This window comes from Litorilinea aerophila (assembly GCF_006569185.2).
Classification (GTDB): domain Bacteria; phylum Chloroflexota; class Anaerolineae; order Caldilineales; family Caldilineaceae; genus Litorilinea; species Litorilinea aerophila.
The window spans coordinates 21,114-44,041 of record NZ_VIGC02000006.1 but is presented as its reverse complement, the minus strand read 5'-3'; the positions used below and the strand labels follow the sequence as shown (position 1 = coordinate 44,041).

At 65.0% G+C, this 22,928-nt stretch carries 16 protein-coding genes; 15 read left to right on the top strand and 1 reads right to left on the bottom strand.

The window, feature by feature from the left end:
- The first annotated feature begins 109 nt into the window (after positions 1-109).
- The 13 genes from FKZ61_RS05650 (at position 110) to FKZ61_RS05590 (ending at position 14,057) form a co-directional block, all read left to right on the top strand.
- Complete coding sequence (locus tag FKZ61_RS05650; RefSeq protein ID WP_141609107.1) at positions 110-445, top strand: hypothetical protein; 336 nt, start codon at positions 110-112, stop codon at positions 443-445.
- Between the two features lie 266 nt (positions 446-711).
- Positions 712-1,836 (top strand): PQQ-dependent sugar dehydrogenase, encoded by a 1,125-nt coding sequence (locus FKZ61_RS05645; RefSeq protein ID WP_141609240.1) that lies wholly within the window; start codon positions 712-714, stop codon positions 1,834-1,836.
- The gene (locus FKZ61_RS05640; RefSeq protein ID WP_141609106.1) at positions 1,833-2,717 is read left to right on the top strand and encodes a DUF6772 family protein; all 885 of its coding nucleotides are present in this window, start codon (positions 1,833-1,835) and stop codon (positions 2,715-2,717) included. Before FKZ61_RS05645 ends, FKZ61_RS05640 begins: the two co-directional genes overlap by 4 nt.
- A 2-nt stretch (positions 2,718-2,719) precedes the next feature.
- The gene (locus FKZ61_RS05635; RefSeq protein ID WP_229964158.1) at positions 2,720-3,829 is read left to right on the top strand and encodes an Ldh family oxidoreductase; all 1,110 of its coding nucleotides are present in this window, start codon (positions 2,720-2,722) and stop codon (positions 3,827-3,829) included.
- 690 nt (positions 3,830-4,519) lie between these two features.
- A complete protein-coding gene (locus tag FKZ61_RS05630; RefSeq protein ID WP_141609104.1) occupies positions 4,520-6,247 on the top strand; it encodes an ABC transporter substrate-binding protein in 1,728 nt (575 codons plus the stop codon).
- Positions 6,248-6,385: 138 nt separating this feature from the next.
- Positions 6,386-7,360 (top strand): ABC transporter permease, encoded by a 975-nt coding sequence (locus FKZ61_RS05625; protein WP_141609103.1) that lies wholly within the window; start codon positions 6,386-6,388, stop codon positions 7,358-7,360.
- A gap of 4 nt (positions 7,361-7,364) precedes the next feature.
- Positions 7,365-8,312: an oligopeptide ABC transporter permease gene (gene opp4C / locus FKZ61_RS05620; protein WP_141609102.1), complete on the top strand. Its 948-nt coding sequence runs from the start codon at positions 7,365-7,367 to the stop codon at positions 8,310-8,312.
- A 77-nt stretch (positions 8,313-8,389) separates the two neighbouring features.
- The gene (locus tag FKZ61_RS05615) at positions 8,390-9,469 is read left to right on the top strand and encodes a zinc-dependent alcohol dehydrogenase (protein WP_141609101.1); all 1,080 of its coding nucleotides are present in this window, start codon (positions 8,390-8,392) and stop codon (positions 9,467-9,469) included.
- 30 nt (positions 9,470-9,499) lie between these two features.
- Positions 9,500-10,282, top strand: coding sequence for a M55 family metallopeptidase (locus FKZ61_RS05610; RefSeq protein WP_141609100.1), 783 nt, complete (start codon positions 9,500-9,502; stop codon positions 10,280-10,282).
- 75 nt (positions 10,283-10,357) lie between these two features.
- Positions 10,358-11,221, top strand: coding sequence for a sugar phosphate isomerase/epimerase family protein (locus FKZ61_RS05605; RefSeq protein WP_141609099.1), 864 nt, complete (start codon positions 10,358-10,360; stop codon positions 11,219-11,221).
- A 10-nt stretch (positions 11,222-11,231) separates the two neighbouring features.
- Entirely contained in the window at positions 11,232-11,987 is a 756-nt protein-coding gene (locus FKZ61_RS05600; RefSeq protein ID WP_141609098.1) for an SDR family NAD(P)-dependent oxidoreductase, read from the top strand.
- Positions 11,984-13,240 (top strand): mandelate racemase/muconate lactonizing enzyme family protein, encoded by a 1,257-nt coding sequence (locus FKZ61_RS05595; RefSeq protein ID WP_141609097.1) that lies wholly within the window; start codon positions 11,984-11,986, stop codon positions 13,238-13,240. The genes FKZ61_RS05600 and FKZ61_RS05595 overlap by 4 nt, the downstream gene beginning before the upstream one ends.
- Before the next feature lie 61 nt (positions 13,241-13,301).
- Entirely contained in the window at positions 13,302-14,057 is a 756-nt protein-coding gene (locus FKZ61_RS05590) for an SDR family NAD(P)-dependent oxidoreductase (protein ID WP_141609096.1), read from the top strand.
- 44 nt (positions 14,058-14,101) lie between these two features.
- On the opposite strand, the gene FKZ61_RS05585 is transcribed toward FKZ61_RS05590, so the two are convergent.
- Positions 14,102-14,965 carry a sugar phosphate isomerase/epimerase family protein gene (locus FKZ61_RS05585; protein ID WP_141609095.1) on the bottom strand — a complete coding sequence of 288 codons (864 nt, stop codon included), beginning with the start codon at positions 14,963-14,965 and terminating at the stop codon, positions 14,102-14,104.
- Positions 14,966-15,257: 292 nt separating this feature from the next.
- Here FKZ61_RS05585 and FKZ61_RS05580 point away from each other — a divergent pair, with 292 nt between their 5' ends.
- Both FKZ61_RS05580 and FKZ61_RS05575 read left to right on the top strand, forming a co-directional pair.
- Entirely contained in the window at positions 15,258-15,722 is a 465-nt protein-coding gene (locus FKZ61_RS05580) for a hypothetical protein (RefSeq protein ID WP_211358430.1), read from the top strand.
- A gap of 428 nt (positions 15,723-16,150) precedes the next feature.
- On the top strand, positions 16,151-22,750 hold the full coding sequence (locus FKZ61_RS05575; RefSeq protein ID WP_141609093.1) for a right-handed parallel beta-helix repeat-containing protein: 6,600 nt from the start codon (positions 16,151-16,153) through the stop codon (positions 22,748-22,750).
- The last annotated feature ends 178 nt before the right edge of the window (positions 22,751-22,928 follow it).

Here is a 22,928-nt window from a genome sequence, read left to right as displayed (position 1 = left end):
CGATCCGTAGGTCACGCATCCCTGCGTGACAGGCGTGCAGGTATCCCCGTCCGGCCAGGAGAGCGGACCGACGATGTGATAATCTGTAGACCCAATCAACGAGGAGATCATGCGCCAGAGCCACACTGCTGTCGTTGCACGGAATGAGGAATGGCAGGGCGAGTTTGCCCTGGAGCCCTACGAGGCGGCCTGGGCCACGGAGGCCCTCTACTTCGTGCGCGCCCTGGCCGCGTCCGGCCCGCTGGCCGATGCCACGGCCCGCGTCCAGATCTCGCCGGATGGCATCCACTGGTGCGACGAGGGCACTCAACTTCCCCTGCCCAGCCAGGAAGAGGAGCTCACCTTCTGCCGGGTCCGCCACTTCGGTGGCTGGCTGCGGGCCGTGGGCACCCTGCCCGATGGCGCCCGCCTGAAGGTGATGGTCTACCTGGTGTTGAAAGAGTAGGGTGGCCCCCCGCCACGAAAGGAAATCCAGATATGCTGTGCCGAAATAACTCCCGCCATGTACGCCGGGCCGTACTGATGGCCGTGCTGGCCAGCGCCCTGCTGGCCGGGTGTGGCACCGGCCCCTCCGCCACCACGCCGACGCCGTCCCCTGAGCCGACCGCCACCGCGCCCCAGGCCCCCACACCCACCGCCACGCCGGAACCGCCACCGGTCCAACTGCCCACGGTGACCCCCGCGGAAGCCGAAACGGGCGCCGGCCAGGAGATGGCCCAGGAGACAGCCCAGGAGACGGCCGAGCCGACAGCCGCAGGCGCGCCACCCGCCGGCCTTCCCCTGGACTATCCCATCCAATTGCCGCCGGGCTTCCAGATCCGCATCTACGCGGGTGGCCCCGGCGTCCCGGTTCCCAACGCCCGCTCCCTGGCCCTGAGCCCCAACGGTACCCTCTTTGTGGGCACCCGGGAGGCCGGCCGGGTCTACGCCGTCCTGGACCACGACCAGGACTACCAGGCGGACGAGGTGATCCCCATCGCCCAGGGGCTCAACATGCCCAACGGCGTGGCCTTCCGGGATGGCGCGCTCTACGTGGCCGAGGTCAACCGCATCCTCCGCTTCGACAACATCGAGGACAACCTGAACGACCCACCCCAGCCGGTGGTGGTCTACGATGGCTACCCCAGCGACCAGTGGCACGGCTGGAAGTTCATCCGCTTCGGGCCGGACGGCAAGCTATACGTCCCGGTGGGCGCGCCCTGCAACGTCTGCGAGCGCAACGACCCTTACGCCTCCATCACCCGCATCAACCCGGACGGCAGCGGGCTGGAGGTCTTCGCCCGGGGCGTGCGCAACAGCGTCGGCTTCGACTGGCACCCCCAGACCGGCGAGCTCTGGTTCACCGACAACGGCCGGGACTACCTGGGCGACGACGCCCCACCGGACGAACTCAACCACGCGCCGGAGCCGGGCCTGCACTTCGGCTTCCCCTACTGCCACGGCGGCACCATCCTGGATCCGGAGTTCGGCGGCGGACGCAGCTGCGACGAGTTCACGCCGCCGGCCATGGCCCTGGGCCCCCACGTGGCCGCGCTGGGCATGCGCTTCTACACCGGCGCCATGTTCCCGCCGGAATACCACAACCAGATCTTCATCGCAGAACATGGCTCCTGGAACCGCAGCGTGCCCATCGGCTACCGCATCACCCTGGTGCGCCTGGACGAAGCCGGCCGGGCCACCAGCTATGAAGTCTTCGCCGAAGGCTGGCTGGACGGCAGTGACGTCCATGGACGTCCGGTGGACCTGCTGGTCCTGCCCGACGGTTCCCTGCTGGTTTCGGATGACACCGCCGGCATGATCTACCGCATCACCTACACACCAGGAGAAAGCCCGTGAACAGCAATACACGGCAGGCGCTCCTGCGCGCCGACCCCCACCTGAGCCGCTTCGACCCCCTCTCCCGCATCATCGTCTACGACGACTTCGACCATGGCCTCCAGGGCTGGACCGGCCTCATCGGCAACTACGAGGAGAGCCTGGACGCCATGTTGCCGCCCTACCGGGAGCTGCGGGACCCCATGCTCAGCAACCTTACGGTCTGGGATTCGGGCACCGACGGCTCCTTCAACGGCACCTACGCGCTCAAGCTGGCCACCCTCCCCAGGCCGGGCGCTCTGGCTGTAGCCATCAAGCGCCTGACCTTCCGCCAGCTGGGGCCCATCCGGCTGGAGACCTACTTCACCTTCAAGCCAGAAGCGTCCGAGCTGCGGCTGTCGGAGACGGACGTGCGGTCCTTCGGCGTCCTCTTCGACCTGCAGCACGGTGACCGGCACCCGGCCCCCCGGGAGCGGGTGATGCCCCACCTGCGCTACCTCAACGCGCTGGACGGCCAGGCGGTGGCCCGCTGGCAGTTCAAGCGGCGGCGGGAGCCCATGGCCGACATCGGCGGCAGCGGCAAGACCCGCTCCCATTTCCACCTGGCGCCCGAAGGCTGGGAGGACATCCCAGACGGGGAGCAGCTCCTCTGCTACAACGAGATCGCAACCAAGCACAACTGGCACTACCTGCGGGTGGACTTTGACCTGACCAGCATGTCCTTCCAGGGCATCCGCTGCAACGACCGCACCTTCGACGTGAGCCCGCTGGAACCCATGCGCCTGCCGGCCATGGCCAACCTCTGGTGTATGCTCAACCTGGTCTTCTGGGTGGAGACGGACCGGGCCAAGCGGGCCTTTTTGTACCTGGATTCTGTGTTGCTTTCCGGGGAGTGGGATTGACCATGGAAGGGAACGCCATCATCCAAGCCGATGCGTTGCGGGCCTTCGTGGCTGCCGTCTTCGAGCGGGCGGGGCTCGCCCCAGGCCCGGCCTCGGACGCGGCCGATGTCCTGGTGTGGGCGAACCTGCGGGGGGTGGATACCCACGGGGTGCGCAACCTGAAGCCCCTGTACATCAATCTCATCGACCAGGGGCGCATCGATGCACGCGCCCGCTGCACCGTCGAGTACGAGACCCCGCTGACGGCCCGGGTGGACGGGGGCGGCGGGCTGGGGCTGGCCAACGCCTGCTGGGGCATGCGCCTGGCCATGGAAAAGGCCAGGCAATCGGGCATCGGACTGGTGGCCATGCGCCACTCCCACCACTTTGGCGCCGCGGGCTACTACCCCTGGATGGCCCTGCAGCAGGACCTGATCGGCATCGGCCTGACCGGCCGCTTCGCGGCCCGGGGGGCGGAGATCGGGGTGGTGCCCACCTTTGCCGCGGTGCCCATGTTCTCCACCAACCCCATCAGCATCGCCTTCCCCACCGCGGAGGAACCGCCCTTCCTGCTGGACATGGCCACCTCCATCACGCCCTACAACCGGGTCAAGATGTACCAGGAGCTGGGCCGAATCCTTCCCCTGGGCTGGGGCATGGACGACCAGGGCCAGCCGGCCACCGATCCGGCCGTGGTGCGCCGCCTCTATCCCCTGGGCGGCAGCCGGGAGATGGGTGGCCACAAGGGCTACGGCCTGGCCATGGTGGTGGAAGTGCTCTGCGCGGGATTGTCTGGGGAATGGTGCGACGGCCACGACGAGGACGACCGCTGCTTTGAGGGCTACGCGCAAACCCACGACGCCCACTTCTTCGGCGCCATCCGGGTGGATCTCTTCCGCCCGCTGGAGGAATTCAAACGCAGCATGGATGCCATGATCCGGGCCCTCCACGCCGCACCTAAAGAGCCGGGCCAGGAGCGGATCTACGTGGCCGGGGAGATCGAGCACGAGACCGAACAGGAACGGCGTCGAAAGGGCATTCCCCTGCCCGCCAACGTGGTGGCCGATCTGCAGGAGCTGTCCCGCCGTTTCGACGTCCCCCTGGCACTGGGCGAGGCCAAGGCCGGGCCGTAGGGAGCACGAGCGCCGAGGGCACAGTGGAGCTGCCCCGCATGCCGGCCTGGTCCCCGACGATGCTGATCCATCTCCCTCCTTAAATCCCGCCTTAAAAAGGAGCCTCCTCAAGGATATGACAATCGTCGGAGCTGGCTCATTGGACGCCGCTGTAGGGGCGCAGCAAGCAGCGCCCGTCACAGGCGCGGACATGGGACAGGGCAAGCCCTGTCCCTACATTACATTTTGCGCCGACAAATGGGAACTATCCCCCCTCCCTCCAAAAGGAGTTTGACAGGGGCGGAAGGGTGTAGTAGAGTTTTAGCAGCACAGTTTGTTTGAAGCAATAACAAATCCCCTTCAGCTCCAGGAAGATCTACCACCGTGATCGAACGGGATTGCCGTCCGTTCTAGTTGCCCGTTTTCATTGCCCGTTGTGGTTCTTATCCCCTGGGGTCTGGCCCTGCGGATAGCACTCCGATAGTCAGACACAGCAGCACCCTGTCCCTGGGGGTGTTTTCATCTGGATATTTGGTCAGACCATTTGACAGGGCGCCCTGCTACGCCGGCGACAGGGCGGCAAGTTCCGACTGTGCCAGGGCGATAGATTCCCGTATCGCCCCAACGACATCGCCCCAACGACAAAGTGTGGAAGCCAAGAAGATAGCCGTCATTTCCTCAACTCATTCCGCCACTCGAAAGGACGAACATATGAACGGCAGATTGCGCTATTTCCCTCTCATGCTCCTGGCCCTGGCCCTCTGGCTGGTGGCTGCCTGTGCCCAACCCGCAGAGACAGGCAGCGGGGCTCCCCCCCCAGCGGATGCGCCGCAGCCAACCCAAGAAGCCGCTGCCACAACCGAGATGAGCGCCTCGACGGACCGCCCCTGGATCAACCTGTGTGAGAGCGAGCCCCAGGCGGGCGGATCCATCACCCTGGCCATTGCAGACGACGCCATGGTGGGGCGCAACTGGCTGGCCCGCGGGAGCACCAACGAATCGTTCATCTTCAGCCAGCTTGTCGACCTGAGCATTGAAGACGCGGAGACCTTTGAGCCGGATGTGGCCAGCAGTTGGGAAATCTCTGAAGATGGCCTCACTTATGTCTACCACTTGAGGGACGATGTGCTCTGGCACGACGGTGAACAGCTCACCGCAGAGGATGTCAAATGGACCATCGAGATGGTCTCCCACCCCGATTCCGGCGTCACCATCCGCACGGTCTTACCCCTGGATGCCATCGCCGGTTACGAAGCTTTCGTCCAGGGTGAGGCTGATGAGATCACAGGCGTACAGGTGTTGGACGATTACACCGTTCAGATCACCCTGTCTGCGCCCCGGGCCGACTTCTTCTACGGTATGGGCGGGATGAACCTCTACCCCAAACACATTTGGGAGGGGATCCCCTTTGCGGAGATGACCACATCTCCCTATGCCCGGGAACAGGTGGTAGGCTCCGGCCCCTTCAAAATGGGTGAATTTGTGCCCGATCAGTATTACATCCTGGAAGCGTTCGACGACTACTACAAGGGCCGGCCCTACCTGGATCAGCTCATCTTCCGCATCGGCCTCACTTCTGTTGCCTCCTGGATGCCCGGGCTGGAAAGTGGCGAGATCCAGGTCGGAAACATGGTCAACGGGCTGGATCGGGAGCGGGTAGAAGCCAATGACGCGTTGACCGTGGTCGGTGCCCCCCTGCCAGGCGCCATGAGCATCTGGCCGAACCATCGCAATTTCCCGGACAAGCGTGTCCTGCAGGCCTTGATGTATGCCATCGACCGGGAAGCCATTACCCAGGGCGTCTACGGACCCGGCCAGGCCCTCCCCTACGATTACGACAACGTGGATCCCAACCACAACTGGATCAGCCCGAACATCAACGACTACCCCTACGACGTGGAAAAGGCCAAGGCGTTGCTGGCCGAAGCAGGCTGGGATCCCAATCGGGAGCTTGAATTCATCACCTACTATCAGACCGAACTGGACCGCAATGTGGTGGCAGCCATGCAACAGTTCTGGGCAGAGGCCGGCATCAAAGTCAACGTCGCCCACATGGATGCGCCCAGTTGGGCAGCCCGGGTTTACGAGGAACCAGATTACGACCTGGCCTACGGCTGCTGCGGCATCTCGGTTCCCTTCGAGTATGCCCGTTACTCCTGCGCCAACGTCCCGCCCAATGGGCTCAATGTCTCTGCCTATTGCAACGAAGAAGTCGATCGTCTGGTCCAGGAGGCCATGGTGGAGCCCAATGCGGAGGCGCGCAAGCAACTCTGGTATCGGATCAGCGAAATCACCAATGAAGAAATGTTGCATCTGACCCTCTTCCAACAGGACCGTCGCCACGCCATCAGCAAGAACGTGTGCAACTACCAGTTCCGCCAGTGGTCCAACATTGTCTGGCCAGAGCGCAATCCTCACACCTGGTATCTGGGTCAATAGGTCGGCCGCTGTCTGAGACAGCGCCGTCGTGGCAGGTATTTTCAAGGAGTGCGTGAAGCCCATGCGCCTTCTCTCGGGCGCAACGGCCTCACGCACTCCGCCGTTCACAGTGACACAACTACAGCGCGCTACAATCCCATGAACCCTTACATCTTTCGACGGATTCTGCAGGCATTTCCGGTATTGCTGGGGATCACCCTCATCACCTTTTTCTTTACCGAACTGGCCCCAGGGGATGCGGTCTCCGCCATGTTGCTGGAGCAACAGGGAGGCATCAGCGGCGAGATCGACGTCGCGGCGCTGCGGGCCAAATATGGGTTGGATCAACCGGCGCCCGTACGCTATGTACGCTGGCTGGGGGGTATCCTTCAGGGCAACATGGGTGTGCGGGTACGTAGCGGTGTTCCCGTTGCCGAAGAGATCGGGCGCCGTCTGCCGGCCACCCTCCAGCTCATGCTGGGCGCCATGCTCATCTCCATTGGCCTTGGGATTCCCCTGGGTGTGTGGTCCGCCTTGCGCCAATACTCCCTGACCGACTATATCCTGACCGGCTTCGTGTTTATGGGTATTTCGGTGCCCGGTTTCTTTGCCGCCATTGCCCTGATCTATCTCCTGGCGGTCAAGCTGGGCTGGTTTCCAACCAGCGGTTACAGCACGCCCGGCCAGGATTTCACCCTCTGGCAACAGGCACTGGACCGACTCCACCACATGGCCTTGCCAGCCCTGGTGTTGGGCATCGAAAGCACTGCGGCCATCATGCGCTATACGCGCGCCAGCATGCTGGAAGTGATCCGGCAGGACTACATGGTGACCGCCCGGAGCAAAGGGCTGCCCACCTGGCTGGTGGTGTCGCGACACGGCCTGCGCAATGCCCTGTTGCCCGTCATCACCATCATCGGGCTTCGCCTGCCCAGCCTCTTCGGCGGTGCGATCATCATTGAAACCATCTTCAACTGGCCGGGGATGGGCACCCTGTACATGGATGGCGTGAGCACGCGCGACTACCCCCTGATCATGAGCATGGTGCTAATCTCTGCCGTGGTGATTGTGGTGAGCAATCTCATTACCGACTTATCTTACGCCCTCATCGACCCAAGGGTACGTTACGACTAGAGCCATGTCTGCTTCTGATACCCCACTTGACCGTCGCCAAGACAGTACAGCGGATACGCCGCTGCCCACCCCATCCCTCGTGGCGGATCGCGGCCAGATCCAATCGCCAGGCCAACGAGCCCTGCGCCGCTTTTTGCGCCATCGCCTGGCCGTCGCCAGCCTGATCTTCATGATCCTGGTGACCCTGACCGTCTTTCCCCTGGCGCCGCTGGTAGCGCCCATCCCGCCGGAGAAGACCGACCTGCGGGCGGTACGCCAGCCCCCCAGCCGGGAGCACCTCCTGGGCACGGACCTCATCGGGCGAGACGTGTTGAGCCGGGTGGTCTACGGGGGCCGGGTCTCCATTGCGGTGGGGTTGGTGGCTGTGCTCCTCTTCCTGAGCATCGGCACGCTGTTGGGCAGCCTGGCTGGCTACTACGGCGGCCGGGTGGATATGGTGATCATGCGGGTGACCGACACCTTCATGGCCTTCCCGGTGCTGGTCATCCTCATCAGCATCGTCGCCATCGTGGGGCCGGGGCTGCGCAACGCCATGATCGCCATTGGCCTCATCGGATGGACCGGTGTGGCACGCCTGGTGCGGGGTCAAATTCTGGCCGTGCGGGAGATGGACTTTGTCCTGGCCGCCGAGGCCATCGGCGTTCCCCGGCGCCAAATTCTGCTACGGCATATTCTGCCCAGCATCGTCGCGCCCATCACTGTCGCCGGCAGCTTCGGCATCGCCGGCGCCATCCTCACCGAGGCCGGCCTGAGCTTCCTGGGGCTCGGGGTCCAAGTGCCCACGCCCAGTTGGGGCAACATGCTCAATGAAGCCCAGTCCATCCAGATCATCGAGTCCTTTCCCTGGCTCTGGCTTCCGCCAGGCCTGATGATCAGCCTTTGCGTGTTGGCCATCAACTTCATCGGCGATGGGCTACGGGACGCGCTGGATCCGCGCATGACCCTGGATTGAGCGACGTGGGCCGAAGGCACGGGGAGCCCCACCGAACTGACGACACGGGAGATACCGAGAACCAGAACGAGGCATCCATGGAACGTCACGGCAAGCGGCTCGTCCTGCAGCCCGATGGCCAGGTCACCATCGAGCCCTTCCATGTCCCCCAACCGGGGCCCGACCAGATCTTGGTGCGCATCGCCCTCACCCAGGTGAGCGCGGGGAGCGAGATCAATGCGGTGCGCCGGCGACGCCAGGCGACACCGGCAGAGCGCGCCCGCTTTGCGCCGACCGGCCTGGGCTACACGGCCATCGGGCGGGTGGCCGCCGTTGGGCAGGAGATCCGCGACTACGCGGTGGGCGACTACGTGCTCTGCAGCGGCAACCACGGCACCCACTGGCTAGTTACGCCGGACAAAGCCCTGGCCTACGACACCGTGCCCCAGGAGTACAACATCGAGAAGTTGCCCGAGGGCATCCCCGAAACCACGGCTGCCTTCTGCGTCCTGGGCGATGTGGCTTTGCATGGGGTGCGCCTGGGCCAGATCCAGATCGGGGAGTCGGTGGCCATCCATGGCCTGGGCGTCATCGGCCTGCTGGCCGTGCAACTCTGCCGCCTCTCGGGCGCCTATCCGGTGATCGGCCTGGACCTGGTGGAGGAGCGGCTGGCCCTGGCGCGGCGACTGGGCGCCAGCCACACCATCGACGTACGCGCGCAGGAGCCGGCCCCGGCCATCCACGCGCTCACTCTCCTGCCCTGGCGCTGGCGGGGTGCGTTGCCAGGCCTGGAGCCAGGCAGCGGCGCGGAAGCGCAGCTCCACTGCACCTCGTTCATCGGCAACTACCCGGAGCTGATCAAGGCGGCGGCCGACCGGGGCCGCATCATCCTGGTGGGCGCGACCGCGGGCAGCGTGGCCATCGAATCCCAGGAGCTCTTCCGGCGGGAGATCACCATCCGCGGCTCCTACCAGACGGGCATGGCCGAGCCCCATCCCTACTGGCCCTGGTCCCGGGCCCGCAACCGGCATGTCATCCTCGACCTGATCCGCCGGGGCGAACTCCAGGTCGAGCCCCTGATCAGCCATGTGGTTCCGTACACCGACGCGCCCGAGCTCTACGATCTGATGATGGCCGGCGGCGCCGGCTGGTTGAGCGTCTTCTTCCGCTGGGAGTAATCGACACAACCACTTCAAGGAGAGGATCCCATGAAATTTGTCGTCGCGGTGGACTGTGAGGGCGTGGCCTGTGTGGTGGGCTCGCCCGGCGGCTCCCTCAACCAGTCCCGAGATCTGGAATTTGCCAAGCTCCAGGCGACCCGGGAGGCCAACGCCGCGGCCCAGGGGCTCTTCGCGGCCGGGGCCACCCAGGTCATCGTCTGGGACAACCACAACGGCAGTCTCAACCTCCATTACGATCTGCTGGACAAACGCTGTGACATCGCGCTGGGTGTGGATTTCGGACAGCGCTTCCCCGGCATGGACAGCAGCTTCGCCGGCGTGGCCCTCATCGGCTACCACGCCATGGACAACACCCAGAACGCGGTGATCTGCCATTCCTTCAGCTCCGCCAGCTATCAGTGGATGAAGATCAACGGCCAGGAGGTGGGCGAGATGGCCATTGACGGTGCAGTGGCCGGCGAACGGGGTGTGCCGGTCCTCTTCGTGGCCAGCGACGACAAGGGCGTGGCCGAAGCCCGACGCTTCTTCCCCGGCGTGGAGACCGTCACCACCAAGCAGGCCTTCGGCTGGAATGCGGCCATCAGCAAGCACCCCAAGCGGGTGGTGGCCGAGATCCACGAGGGTGTCCAGCGGGCGGTGGCAAAGCTGGACACGTTGCAGCCCTTCACCTTTGCCAGCCCCATGACCTTCCAGATCCGCTTCAAGCGGCTGGAGGCAGCCCAGGCCGCCAGCCGCAACGCCTCCGGCTGGGAACGGGTGGACGCGTACACGGTGCAGCGCCGGCTTACATCCATTCAAGACTATTTCTGACCCGAACTCCAGACCCAGGACTCAGGACTCAGGACTCAAAACCCTTTCCCCAACCACTCCCAAGAGGTAAAGACGATGCGCTTTGGCATGAGCGGCTGCTTTCTACCGGACAACATGGATGAGCTCACCCCGGCCATGTGCCAACGGGTTCGGGAGCTGGGCTTCAGCGGCATCTTCACCCGCTTCCGCAAGAACGATCCCCACACCACGCCCCGCCATAAGGCCGAACGGGTCCGGGCTCTGCTGGCCGACCACGGCCTGCGCATGTATCAGGCCACCGGCTACTGGCAAAACCTGATCACCCCGGACGAAAACCGGCGCCGGGAAGCAGTGCGCACCCTGCAGGCGGCCCTGCGCCTGGCCGGCTGGATGGGCGCCCGGGGCATCGACACCGGCCCCGGCTCCATGAACCCGGCCGGCCCCTGGTTTCCCCACCCGGACAACTGGACGTCCAGCGCCCGTCGCCAGCTCGTCAAAAGCCTGAAAGAATGTGCGCCCGCAGCAGAGGATGCCGGCGTCTACCTCAGCCTGGAGAGCCACCAGCTGGTCACCCTCAAGACGCCGGAGATCACCAGGGAGATCCTGGACGAGGTGGGCTCGCCCTGGGTGCGCTGCGACTACGATTCGGCCAACTGGATTACCCTGGACACCATCTTCGACACCACCGCAGCCCTCAACCACCACTTCGACCTGCTGGGCGACCATATCGTGAGCTGCCACGCCAAGGATATCTGGATCGAAAACCGGCTGACCCTGCACCTGCAGGACGGCTGCCCGGGCAAGGGGCTGATGGACTTCAAGACCCTCTTCCGGCGGATGGAAGCCCTGAACCCCGACTACCCGGTGATCGCCGAAGGCAACAGCACCGAAGAGCTGCCCTTCGTCAGCGAGCTCTTCCACAACACCGCCCGAGAGCTGGGCATTTCGGTACTGGACTGAAGGAGGAACGATGCCCAACCTGCGTTTTGCCGCGCCCCATGAACGCCGGGTCGCCATTGTCACCGGCGGCGCGCGCGGCCTGGGACGAGCCTGCGCCCTGCGCCTGGCCGAAGACGGCCGAGATATGGTGATTGCGGACGTGTTGGCGGACGAAAGCCAGAGGGTGGTCCAGGAGGTGGAAGCCCTGGGCCAGCAAGCCTGCTACATCCCCACCGACGTGAGCGACGAGGCCGCGGTCCACGCCATGGTCCAGCAGACGGTGGCCCGCTTCGGCCGGCTGGACATCCTGGTCTGCTGCGCCGGCATCCTGGGCCAGGAAGCCCCTTTCCTGGAGCAGTCCGCCGCCCAGTTCGACAGGGTGATGCGCATCAACGTCTACGGCGTCTACTACGCGCACCAGGCAGCCCTTCCCCACATGTTACAGGGTGGGTGGGGGCGCTGCGTGACCATCACCTCCGGCGCACGCCACGCCGCCACCAACCAGGTGCCCTACGGCGTCTCCAAAGGCGCGGTCTACTCCCTGATCGGCGCGCTGGGCAACGCCTACCCCCGGCAGAATGTCTTCGTCAACGGCGTGGAGCCCGGCCGTGCCCTCACTGACATGGTGGTGCCCCGCTTCACGCCCGAATTCCTGGCCGATCCGGGCAACCCCATCGGCCGCTATGCCGACCCGGAAGAGATCGCCGAAGTGGTGGCGTTCCTCTGCTCCGAGCGCAACACCTACACCACCGGCGCGGTCTGGAGTGTGAAAGGGGCGAGCGGATGATCATCCAATCGATTGACGTGGTTCCCCTGAACCTGCACTACACCCCCGAGCTCATGGCCCACATGCCCCGCTCCGCCCACCGGGGACGCCTGGTGCTCTACCGGGTACACCTGGCGGACGGCACGGTGGGCTACGGCGAAGAGATCGGCGATCCCCAGGATCCAGCGCCGTACGTGGGCACCGATGCCGTCGCGGGCCTGCGCACCATCCGCCACACCGGCGTCCAGATGGCCTGCTACGACGCGGTGGGCAAGGCCCTGGGCGTGCCAGCCCACGCGCTCATGGGCCGCCAGGTGCGCAGTCGGGTACCCTTCGCCTACTGGACCATCGACCTCCCGCCCGATGTCTGGGCTGCCCAGGCCGCCCGCGCCGCGTCCCTGGGTTACACGGTCTACAAGTTCAAGTGCCGCCCCTGGTGGGATCCTGTAGAACAGGTGGCCCGCGCGGCCCAGGTCGTACCCAAGGGCTTCACCTTCTGGCTGGATTTCAACGGCCACCTGCGGGAGGTGCGCCAGGCGCTGCCGGTGCTCCAGGCCCTGGCCCAGTACGACTGCGTGGGCGGCTTCGAATCGCCCATTCCCCAGCGGGACGCGGCCGGCTACCGGCTGCTGCGCCAGAAGATCGACCGGCCCATCGCCGCGCACTTCGGCAGCGGCTGCTGCCACGTGCGTTCGGATCCCGGCTTCGACCGAGGGGTGCCTGCCCTCACCCAGATCGCCGAAGGGCTGTGCGACGCCTTCGTCTTCGGCGGCGGCGATGTGGAGACCCTGCGCAGCCAGGCGGCCGTGGCCGCGGAAGCCCGCATCCCCTTCTGGATCCAGACGGTGGGCGGCGGCCTGCGTGCGGCGTGGGTCATGCACCTGGCTTCCACGTGCCGGCAGGGGACCCTCTCTCACCTGGCTGCGCACGAGATCTGGGCGGAGGATGTGGCCACACCGCCCAGGCCAACCGGCGGCTGGGTGGCCGTGCCCGACGGCCCCGGCCTGGGGGTGGCGGTGGACGAGACCGCCGTGGCGCGGCTCCAGGCCGGGGCGCCCATGGCCGAGCCCCGCCGCATCGCCGTGGTGATCTACCCCGACGGCACCCGCTGGCACTTCGGCAGCGAGACCCAGCGCCACGAAGCTTTCTACTTCGGCGATCTACCCGGCTTCGTTCCAGGGATCCGCCTGGAGATGCGCGAGGACGACGGCTCGGCCGACTTCGCCGATCTCTACGCACGTTGTGCCACCGCGCCCGTGATGAGCCGGGGGTAGCTCCATGCCCGGCAAGAGCGGCATCTGAAAATCGACTCGACGAAGGAGGAACAAGGCAACCATGGATGAAGGCAGTGGGAATCTCCGCGACAAGGTGATCTTGATCACCGGTGCGGCCCAGGGCATCGGCGCTGCGACGGCCCGCCTCTGCGCCCAGCGGGGCGCGGCGATCATCCTGGCGGATGTCAAGGCCGAAAAGGGCGAAGCTGAAGCCGCTGCCCTGCGGGCCGCCGGCCATCGTGCGACCTTTTACCCGGTGGATGTGCGCCAGGATGAAGCCGTGCGCGAGCTCTTTGAACAGGTGCGCAGGGACTACGGCCGGTTGGACGTGCTGATCTGCGCGGCAGGGGTGCTCCAGGGCGCATTTCTCCAGCCGGACGAATTCCCGGTGGAAATCTTCGACTTCGTCATGGCGGTCAACGTGCGGGGGGTCTTCCTCTGTGCCCGCTACGCCACCCCTCTCCTGGCCGAGGCGCCCAAAGGCGTGATGATCCTCATCGGCTCGGGCGCAGGGGTCATCGGCGGCAGTTCGTCCATCGCCTACGGCGCGAGCAAAGGCGCGGTCAACGGCATGGGCATGACCCTGGAACGCCACCTGGCGCCCCGGGGCATCCGGGTCAATGTGGTCTGTCCCGGCGGCATCGAGACGGAAATGAAGCTAGGCGTCATCCAGAGCCAGGCAGCGCGGGAGGGGCGCTCCTACGACGAGATGGTCGCCAACTCCCGCCTGGGTGACCCCGCGGGCGTGGCCCGACTGCTGGCCTACCTGGCCTCGGACGACGCCGAGTATGTGCGGCGCAATGTCTTCACCCGTTGAACCGACGAGGGTCGCGGGCCATTTGCCCCACGGCCCCATTTTGCTCAAGTGATGGGCACCCCGGCCTCGGCCGCGATGCGGTGGACGTTGCGGCTGGCCAGGGGGTATTGGTCGTCGGGCAGGTGCTCCAGGAGCATGTAGCCGTCCGGGTAGAGATGATGCCAGCGCCGTAGCGCCGTGGCCAGATCCAGTTCCCCCTCGCCTGGCACGGCCTCGTCGATGTGCAGGACCAGGCCGGGGCCGATGCGGATGTCCTTGCAATGGCCCACCCCGGAGATGGGCCCCATCACGTCGAAGATGTGGTTCAGGCGGGCGGTGCTGTGGTAAACCTGGTGCAGGGTCTGGAAGTGATTGACATAATCCATCACCACTTGGATATGGGGCGATGCCACCGCCGCCAGGATCTCCCGGTTGGTCTCCGGTGAGTCCATGATGGTCAGGAGATGGGTCTCGATGACCACGGTCTGGCCCACAGCCTCGGCCACGTCGGCGATACGGCGCAGGCTCTCCACCAGGCGTTCTCGGCTGGCGAGGGTAAGGTTGGCCCGGTCCGGGCTGTAGGGGCCGGCGGGGTTGAGGCTGCCCGTGCGGATCAGGCAGGTGTGCGCGCCCAGTTCACGGCAGACTTCCAGCCCCCGGCAGATGGTGGCGACCAGGGCATTCCGCGCGCCGTCGTCGGGAGCGAAGAGGCAACTCCGGTAGCCGATGCCCACCTGGACCAGATCCATGCCTGCTTCCTGAAAGGTGCGCCGCACCCGGGCACATGCCGCGCTGGTGATGGTGGCCAGCGTATCACCGGGAATGTGGAAGCCCACGCCGGTCAGCTTCAGCGCGCGCACCGCGTCCAGCTCGCGCCCGGTGATGGTGCGAAAATCTGGCGGCATCATGCCGACAACGCCAAGTTTCATGGTCTCTCCTTCGCCACTGGGATCGAATCCAGTCTGCTCGAACTGGGATCAAGGATGGTCGCTGCCGGCCCGGGTTCATGGGATGCGGGGAGCCCCCAGTGCCGGCAGAGAGCAGTATAGGCCCGGCTGCGGCTTCGCGCAATACCGACGCCGGGGTGGCCATTTTCCCGGACATTTGAACAGCTCCACCCATTGTGCTACACTCACCGTCGGCATCCCAACGCCCCAGGCCAGGCTGCGACGCTCTCCGCGGTCGGCCTTGCACAGCAGATGGTAGCATCCCATGTACCGGATGGATCGACAACTTGCCAAGGGCGAGCAGGCCGAAAAATTCCTCGACAGCTTCTTTGCCGATCGTTTCCACATCGAACCCGCCACCCGCGCCCAGCAGCGCCAGGGCATCGACCGGATCTTCACCCATCGGATGGGCGGCCAGCCCTTCACCGTGGAGTACAAGACCGACTGGACCGCGGCCCGCACCGGCAACGTCTTCATCGAGACCGTCTCGGTGGACGCCGTCGGCAAGCCGGGCTGGGCCTACGCCTCCCAGGCCGACTGGCTGGCCTACTTCATCCCGGGCAAAGGGCTCATCTGCCTGATCCGCTTCGACATCCTGCGCCAGCATCTGCCCCAATGGCGCCAGACCTGTCCCCCCGCCCCGCCCATTCCCAACCGCGGCTACAACACCCGGGGCATCCTGGTGCCCCTGGATGAATTCCGGCGCCGCTGCCAGCGGGTCTTCTGCACCCCTACGTAGAGACACACGGCCGTGCACCCCTAAAACATGACAGGAAACCTCCCACGGAGCGGGCAGATCGGGGCCAAAAGGCCCATTTTGACAGCTTCTTGACAGTTGCCGCGCCGGGTGAGGCATGTTATACTGGAAAAAACACTTGAATTGACAGATCATCCCCCGGTCTGCAACTATTCTTACAAAAACATCAGGCCGGTGATGGGATTTGCAAGCCGTCACCGGCCTTTTGATTGTTTGATTGACAGCAAGCCAAAAGCAAACTTTGTTCCAGATCCGTCATCCAATCGTTCAACCGATGAAGGGGATCTTTTCTGCAGCCGCAGAGAGCGGAGGTGCACATGGGCTGATTCAACCAATGCTATCGTCACGATTTGTTGATCGGTATCACTGCATTGATTTTCACTCAACCAACCCGATTGAGGAGCCCCCAAATGCAGCATAAATCGCACCACCTTCTGGCTTTACGTTGGCTTGCAGCGGTGTTGGCCATGGGCCTGGCCCTTGGCATCAGCCTCCCTGCCCGCGCCGACACCACCGTAATCGTCAAACCATCCAATAATCAGGGCTGGATTTCGACGGGCAACAGCAACGGCGGATCCAGTGCCATCACCGACGTCCAGCCTCGCAACGGCACTGGCTCCCTGGAAATGACCGGTGACCGCACCCGCTTCCAACAGACCATCAGCCCAACCATTCCCCTGGGCCAGGTCACCGCACTCTCCTTCGAATACTACATCCCTGCTTCCAGCGTCTCTGCCCTACACCCGGACTATACGCCGGCTCTGCGCCTCCACGTCTTCGACCCCGGCGCCGACGGCCAGCCGGGAACAGGCGACGACCTCTGGACCGAGCTGGTCTGGGAAGGCGCGTATAACGGCGTCTACGGCAATCTGTACCGGGACCAGTGGTACACAGGCGACGGCGTCAGCGGCACCGTCTGGCGCTGGGTCACCGGCCAGGGGGTGACCTTGGACGGCGGCGGCGCCCAGGTGAACCTGCCCGTGCCTGACTGGGCCGACCCGTCCAATGGCTGGTACACCGCCAACGCGGTGGTCTTCGCCATCAGCGTGGGCGTGGGATCCAGCGCAGGCACCGGCTACCACGCCTTTGCGGACACGGTAATCCTGGGTGTGAATGGCGACAACACCACCTACAACTTCGAGGCGGAAACTCCTTGCACCGCCGTCTGCTATGTGGATGGCGCCAATGGCGACGATTCCTTCGGAGGGGACACGCCCGCCAGTGCCAAGCGAACCATCCAGGCGGCGGTAGATCAGGTGGACGTGGGCGGCCAGGTCATTGTGGCTGCCGGCGTCTACACCGAAAATGTCACCATCGGCAAGCGGCTGAGCCTGATCGGTGCGGGTAGTGATGCCGATCCGGCCGGCAACACCGTGGTGCGCAAGGCCGCCAACGCCGCGGTCTTCACCATCACCGGCTCGGGCAACTCCCTCGCCGAACCCCTGCTGCTCCAAGACATCCGCATCGAGCCGGAGCACGTCTACGGCATCAACATCCCCAGCGGCACCGTCCAGTACCTCACCCTGGACAACGTCCAGGTGATTGGTACCAACGAAACCAACGACACCGAAAGCGAAACCGGCCTCAAGGTTGCGACTGCGGCCAGCATCCACTACCTCACCGTGATGGACTCGGCCTTCGATCACCTGACCTACGGCTGGTACTTCGCCAAGCATGGCGATTGGGGACCTGGGGGCAGCAATGTCACCCATGTGTCGGTGAGCAACACCAGCTTTTCCTACAACGACGCCAAGGGCATCTACGTGGAGAAGCTCTCCGATGCCACCTTCACCAACTGCCAGGTGATTAACAACGGCGTCTATTCGGCCTTCTGGAACGGCACATGGAATGCCGGCTTCGACATCAACCTGAAGGGCGAAGAGATCTATCAGAATATCGTCTTCGACAATGTCACCTTTATGGACAACGGCCACCACGTTAAGGAAGGGGCCGCGCTCATGATCAAGGCCCGGGACGACGGCGCCACCTACGGTGCGCACCCGGCCAGCCTGGACAATGTCCAGATTCTCAACAGCACCTTCCAGGGCAACGAGCGGGGCATTCGGCTGGGTGAACCTGGCGCCAACAACGCCGGCCCCACCAACGTGGTTATTCACAACAATAACATCATCAGCAACACCCAAACCTACACCGGCACCGACGGCTCGCCCTACGGCGGGGTCATTAACCTGACCCAAAGCCGGGTAGACGCCACCATGAACTGGTGGGGCGCGGCGGACGGCCCCAGCGGCGAAGGTAGCGGTAGCGGCGATGCGGTCTCGGCCAACGTGGACTTCTGCCCCTGGCTGGATGGGGCGGCACCCGGCGGCGCACCGGCCAGCGCCAGCGGCGGCTTCGCCACCACCAGCAGCGACGGCCACACCAGCCTGTATTGCACCATCGAAGCGGCCATGTACGCCTCCACCGGCCCCAATCAGGAGGTGCATGTCCAACCGGGCCAGTGGCCGGCCGAAACCATGAACCGAGACTACACCGATTCGCCTGGCCTGCTGGTGCGGGCCACCGGTTCCATGACCGACACCGTGATCCATGGCCTCTCTCTGGGCGGAGCCAGTTTCGACGGCCTCACCTTCCAGAACTTCACCTTTACCGGCGACCATCCGGACGCCTACGGCAACTACCATGTGGCCATCGACAGCAGCGGTGTCTACACCGATCTGGCCTTCATCGATAATACCTTCGACGGCCAGGATGCCGTGGACATCGCGGCCTTCTTCACGAACCAGGGCTGGAACGGGCTGCGCTTCCAGGGCAATACCTTCCGCAATTACCACCAGAGCCTGGCCCGACCCGATGGCAGCTACATCATCAACTACTCCCTGATCTTTGCCGAGGCCCAGGGCACGACACCGGGCGACCAGCTTGTGCTCGTGGACAATCGCTTCGAAGAGGTCCACCACCTGAACGCGGCGGAAGCCTACCGCTGGCGGCGGGTCGCCATGGAAAACAACCAGGTCACCGGCATCCACGGTCGGCTCCTGATCTGGAGCGACGGCGCCACCGACATCATCAGCGCCACCGTCCAGAACAACAGCCTGAACGTCATGACCGGCACCGTGGATTACCAGACCACCGGCATCGGCGTCTACTACCTGGACGCGCCGGTGACCATCAGCGGCAACACGGTGCAGGGCGCGTCCACCTGTCTCACGGCGAGTGGTATCGAGGCGCTGACGGTCACCGGCAACCAGTTCAGCAGCTGCGCCACGCGCGGCCTGCTCTTCTCGGACTCGGGCAGCGTGGTCACGCCCGCCCAGGCACTGATCCAGGGTAACACCTTCGCCGACGGGCCCCTGGGCGTGGAGAACCAGGCCGAAAGCTTTGAGCTGAACGTCTGTGAAAACACCTTCACCAACATCGCCCAGCGGGAGCTTTCCAACCCCGGCCCCTTCGCACGCTGCACCAGCGATGTGGTCGTCACCAAAGTGGTGGATTGGAGCGGCCTGCCGGCCGATCCCACGGCCTCCTTCGAGCTCTGCATCAGTGGCCCGGGCTACAACGACTGTCAGGTGAACGTCGCGCCCTCCCAGACCATCACCTGGACCGACCTCTGGCCGGGCACCTATGTCATCACGGAGACCGCCGCTGCCGGCTACAGCGTCGCCATGAGCTGTGACAACGGCGCCAGTGGTACCAGCCTCAGCTTGAGCCTGGTGCGGGACCAGGACGTCACCTGTCAGGTCACCAACACGGCCCTGCCGGCCAGCCTCACCATCACCAAGACGGTGGTCGGCCCGGCGCCCGATAGTCCTTGGACGTTCACCGGCAGCCTGGGCAACTTCACCCTGCCCGCGGCCGGCGGCGCTCAGACCTTCTCTGGGCTGGCAGCCGGCAGTTATGTCATTACAGAAACCACGAAGCCGGGCTACCAGACGAGCGTGCTCTGCGATAACGGCGTCCAGGGGACAGCCAGCGTCGCCGTGACCCTCGCCCTGGGCGAACATGTGGCCTGCGAATTCGTCAACACCGCCATCCTGCCTGTGGTTACCATCACCAAGACGGTGGTCGGCCCGGCGCCCGATAGCCCCTGGGCGTTCACCGGCAACCTGGGCGACTTCACCCTGCCCGCGGCCGGTGGCAGCCAGACCTTCGCCAACCTCCAGCCGGGCAGCTACATCGTCCAGGAAACATCCCAGCCTGGCTACACCACCCACGTCACCTGTGACGACGGCACCCAGGGCAACAACAACGTCATCCTGGACCTGGCTCTGGACGAACACGTGCGCTGTGAGTTCGTCAACACCGCCATCCTGCCCACCGTGACCGTGGTCAAGCGGGTGGAGGGGCTCCCGCCCGCCACTGCGTGGGCATTCAGCGGCGACCTGGGCAGCTTTACCTTGCCCGCGACTGGCGGCAGCCAGTCCTTCACGGGCCTCCAGCCGGGCACTTACACCATCCAGGAAGCATCCCAGCCTGGCTACACCACCCACGTCACCTGTGACGACGGCAGCCAGGGCAATGACAGCGTCACCCTGAACCTGGCCCTGGCCGAAAACGTGACCTGTGAGTTCGTCAACAGCGCCATCCCGCCCACCATTACCATCACCAAGACGGTGGTCGGCCCGGCGCCCGATAGCCCCTGGACGTTCACCGGCAGCCTGGGCAACTTCACCCTGCCCGCGGCCGGCGGCAGCCAGACCTTCTCTGGGCTGGCAGCCGGCAGTTATGTCATTACAGAAACCACGAAGCCGGGCTACCAGACGAGCGTGCTCTGCGATAACGGCGTCCAGGGGACAGCCAGCGTCGCCGTGACCCTCGCCCTGGGCGAACATGTGGCCTGCGAATTCGTCAACACCGCCATCCTGCCTGTGGTTACCATCACCAAGACGGTGGTCGGCCCGGCGCCCGATAGCCCCTGGGCGTTCACCGGCAACCTGGGCGACTTCACCCTGCCCGCGGCCGGTGGCAGCCAGACCTTCGCCAACCTCCAGCCGGGCAGCTACATCGTCCAGGAAACATCCCAGCCTGGCTACACCACCCACGTCACCTGTGACGACGGCACCCAGGGCAACAACAACGTCATCCTGGACCTGGCTCTGGACGAACACGTGCGCTGTGAGTTCGTCAACACCGCCATCCTGCCCACCGTGACCGTGGTCAAGCGGGTGGAGGGGCTCCCGCCCGCCACTGCGTGGGCATTCAGCGGCGACCTGGGCAGCTTTACCTTGCCCGCGACTGGCGGCAGCCAGTCCTTCACGGGCCTCCAGCCGGGCACTTACACCATCCAGGAAGCATCCCAGCCTGGCTACACCACCCACGTCACCTGTGACGACGGCAGCCAGGGCAATGACAGCGTCACCCTGAACCTGGCCCTGGCCGAAAACGTGACCTGCGAGTTCGTCAACAGCGCCATCCCGCCCACCATTACCATCACCAAGACGGTGGTCGGCCCGGCGCCCGATAGCCCCTGGACGTTCACCGGCAGCCTGGGCAACTTCACCCTGCCCGCGGCCGGCGGCGCTCAGACCTTCACGGGCCTCCAGCCGGGCAGCTACACCATCACCGAGACGGTGAAATCGGGCTATCATGCGGCGGTGAGCTGCGACAACGGCGCCACCGGTGACCACGCTGTCCAACTGGAACTGGCTCCTGGTGATCAGGTGGCCTGCACCTTCGTCAATACAGCAGGAACAGCAACCGTGGTGATCACCAAGACGGTGGTCGGCCCGGCGCCCGATAGCCCCTGGACGTTCACCGGCAGCCTGGGCGACTTCACCCTGCCCGCGGCCGGTGGCAGCCAGACCTTCACCGGCCTCCAGCCGGGCACCTACACCATCCGCGAAACAGGTCAGCCTGGCTACGGGCCGTCGGTCCAGTGCGACAACGGCGCGGGCGGCGCAGACAGTATCACCGTGAGCCTGAAGCCGGGCCAGGTGATTGGCTGTGAATTCACCAACAGCGCGCAGAAGGGGACCCTGGTGGTGACCAAACTGGTGGAAGGGGAAGCGCCGGAGAGCCCCTGGCAGTTCACGGGCGATCTGGGCAACTTTACCCTGCCCGCCACTGGTGGGACCCGGGTCTTCGCCGGGCTGGAGCCGGGGAGCTACCAGGTGCAGGAGGCAGCGGCTCCTGGCTTCACCGGGTCGGTGGTCTGCGACAATGGTACGAGCGGCGACACCAGCGTCACCGTGCAACTGAGCCCCGGCGCGAGCGTCGCCTGTACCTTCGTCAACCGGCGTCAGCCGGCGGCCATCGAGCTCCAGGCGACGGTGGGCGTCGATCCCAATACCTGTGGTGAGGAACGTGCCATCACCGTGCCGGCGGGGACCACGGTCTACTACTGCTACACCGTGACCAATCGCGGTGCCTCTACCTTAACCACCCACGATCTGGAGGACAGTCAACTGGGCACCCTGTTCACTGCGCTCGCCTATGAATTGGGGCCTGGCGAAAGCATCTCCACCGTGGATCTGGGGCAGCGCTACAGCACCACGGTGCAAAGCACTGTGGCCAGTCTCGCCACCTGGAGTGCCTACAGCGATCCGAACCTGCAGGTCCATGCGGTCGCGCAAACCCTGGTGAATGTGGGTCAGCCGGCCATCGACGTGGTCAAGACCGTCGGTACCGATCCGGGCCGCTGCAGTGAACAGAGCACCCTGGTGGTCGCGCCGGATAGCGAGGTCTACTTCTGCGTAACGGTGGTCAACACGGGCAACGTGACCTTCACCCACGTCACCCTCGAGGATCCACTCCTGGGTGTAACGGTGACTATCCCCGAACAGCTGGCGCCAGGTGCGACTGCCACCTTCACCCGCACCCAGATCGCGGCGCTGGGCCCGGTGACGGTCACAGCCAACATGACCAACACAGTGACCGTGAAAGTCGCCAATGGCGAAGTCCAGGGGGCCAATCTGACCGCGCAGCCCGTTCCTGGCCTCTTCCATGCCACGGATCAGGCCACGGCTGTCGTGCTTGTGGACCTGGCCCTTCAGGAGGAAGAGCAGGTGGTGGATACCAATCGCATCTATCTCCCGCTCATCGAACGCTGATAAATTCCGGCAGAGATTGGGCCCTCCTTTCCCGGGTGGAAACGATGGCCGGATTTCTGTCGGGTGATTCATGCCGGGCCGTAACAGAGAATGTTGCACAACAATACGGCGGGTTCGCCGTGATCAGAAAGGAGCTTCCCACCGGGGGTCGGACCTGGGCCAGGTCCGACCCCCGATG

Excerpts from the sequence above, each read along its gene's own strand:
- FKZ61_RS05650 (WP_141609107.1), top strand. The coding sequence starts at position 110 with ATGCGCCAGAGCCACACTGCTGTCGTTGCACGGAATGAGGAATGGCAG.
- FKZ61_RS05645 (WP_141609240.1), top strand. The coding sequence starts at position 712 with ATGGCCCAGGAGACAGCCCAGGAGACGGCCGAGCCGACAGCCGCAGGC.
- FKZ61_RS05635 (WP_229964158.1), top strand. The coding sequence starts at position 2,720 with ATGGAAGGGAACGCCATCATCCAAGCCGATGCGTTGCGGGCCTTCGTG.
- FKZ61_RS05630 (WP_141609104.1), top strand. The coding sequence starts at position 4,520 with ATGAACGGCAGATTGCGCTATTTCCCTCTCATGCTCCTGGCCCTGGCC.
- FKZ61_RS05625 (WP_141609103.1), top strand. The coding sequence starts at position 6,386 with ATGAACCCTTACATCTTTCGACGGATTCTGCAGGCATTTCCGGTATTG.
- opp4C (WP_141609102.1), top strand. The coding sequence starts at position 7,365 with ATGTCTGCTTCTGATACCCCACTTGACCGTCGCCAAGACAGTACAGCG.
- FKZ61_RS05615 (WP_141609101.1), top strand. The coding sequence starts at position 8,390 with ATGGAACGTCACGGCAAGCGGCTCGTCCTGCAGCCCGATGGCCAGGTC.
- FKZ61_RS05610 (WP_141609100.1), top strand. The coding sequence starts at position 9,500 with ATGAAATTTGTCGTCGCGGTGGACTGTGAGGGCGTGGCCTGTGTGGTG.
- FKZ61_RS05605 (WP_141609099.1), top strand. The coding sequence starts at position 10,358 with ATGCGCTTTGGCATGAGCGGCTGCTTTCTACCGGACAACATGGATGAG.
- FKZ61_RS05600 (WP_141609098.1), top strand. The coding sequence starts at position 11,232 with ATGCCCAACCTGCGTTTTGCCGCGCCCCATGAACGCCGGGTCGCCATT.
- FKZ61_RS05595 (WP_141609097.1), top strand. The coding sequence starts at position 11,984 with ATGATCATCCAATCGATTGACGTGGTTCCCCTGAACCTGCACTACACC.
- FKZ61_RS05590 (WP_141609096.1), top strand. The coding sequence starts at position 13,302 with ATGGATGAAGGCAGTGGGAATCTCCGCGACAAGGTGATCTTGATCACC.
- FKZ61_RS05585 (WP_141609095.1), bottom strand. The coding sequence starts at position 14,965 with ATGAAACTTGGCGTTGTCGGCATGATGCCGCCAGATTTTCGCACCATC.
- FKZ61_RS05580 (WP_211358430.1), top strand. The coding sequence starts at position 15,258 with ATGGATCGACAACTTGCCAAGGGCGAGCAGGCCGAAAAATTCCTCGAC.
- FKZ61_RS05575 (WP_141609093.1), top strand. The coding sequence starts at position 16,151 with ATGCAGCATAAATCGCACCACCTTCTGGCTTTACGTTGGCTTGCAGCG.